This is a genomic window from Zobellella maritima, from assembly GCF_003075035.1.
GTDB lineage: Bacteria > Pseudomonadota > Gammaproteobacteria > Enterobacterales > Aeromonadaceae > Oceanimonas > Oceanimonas maritima.
The window spans coordinates 1-765 of the sequence record NZ_QCZE01000012.1; the positions used below are offsets into that span (position 1 = coordinate 1).

General features: G+C 49.7%; 1 tRNA gene and 2 rRNA genes. All 3 read left to right on the top strand.

The annotated features are described in order from the left end of the window. Positions 1 to 81 (top strand): 16S ribosomal RNA (locus DCS96_RS18355); the annotation flags it as partial. 287 nt (positions 82 to 368) lie between these two features. After that, positions 369 to 444, top strand: a tRNA-Glu gene (locus DCS96_RS18360). 218 nt (positions 445 to 662) lie between these two features. Next, positions 663 to 765: ribosomal RNA gene (locus DCS96_RS18365) — 23S ribosomal RNA — on the top strand; the annotation flags it as partial.

A 765-nucleotide genomic window follows, 5' to 3' on the forward strand; every position in this document is an offset into this window, starting at 1 on the left:
TTTACCACGGAGTGATTCATGACTGGGGTGAAGTCGTAACAAGGTAACCGTAGGGGAACCTGCGGTTGGATCACCTCCTTACCTTAATCTCAACGCCTGTTGAGTGTTCACACAGTTTGCTTGATATGAGTAGAGCGCTTTTGATAAGGGCGTGGTAACAAGTTTGCCTATAGCTTGTTGCACACCGAGTTCTGTCCCCCAGGCCCAGTTCAACTACGGTTGTTCTTGTCGCTCGGGTTCGCAGAGCTCACCACTCGCTTTTACCAAGAAGTATGTGCGTTTTGGAAAGGTTTTGCCGCTTGCCTCGCTGGCTCGGCTGCGCCTTTACAAAATTCACCGCGAAGCTTGCTTCGCGAACCGTGAATTTTGTCCCCTTCGTCTAGAGGCCTAGGACACCGCCCTTTCACGGCGGTAACAGGGGTTCGAATCCCCTAGGGGACGCCATTCGCTCAGAGAATACAAAGCTAAAGCCGTTTAGCTTTGATTTCTTCGTGAAATCTGCTCTTTAACAACCTGGAAAGCTGATGAAATAATTTGTAGTTCTTGATACGCAAGTGTCTTGGAACTTCTTGGCGAAAACAAAGTTGTAAGCATCAGTCATGATGCGTACCGCCTTGATGAGTGTACCGGTCTTTGGACTGACACACTTCTTGGGGTTGTATGGTTAAGTGACTAAGCGTGCACGGTGGATGCCTTGGCAGTCAGAGGCGATGAAGGACGTGCTAACCTGCGTTAAGCACGGGTGAGCTGGTAAGAAGCGCTTGA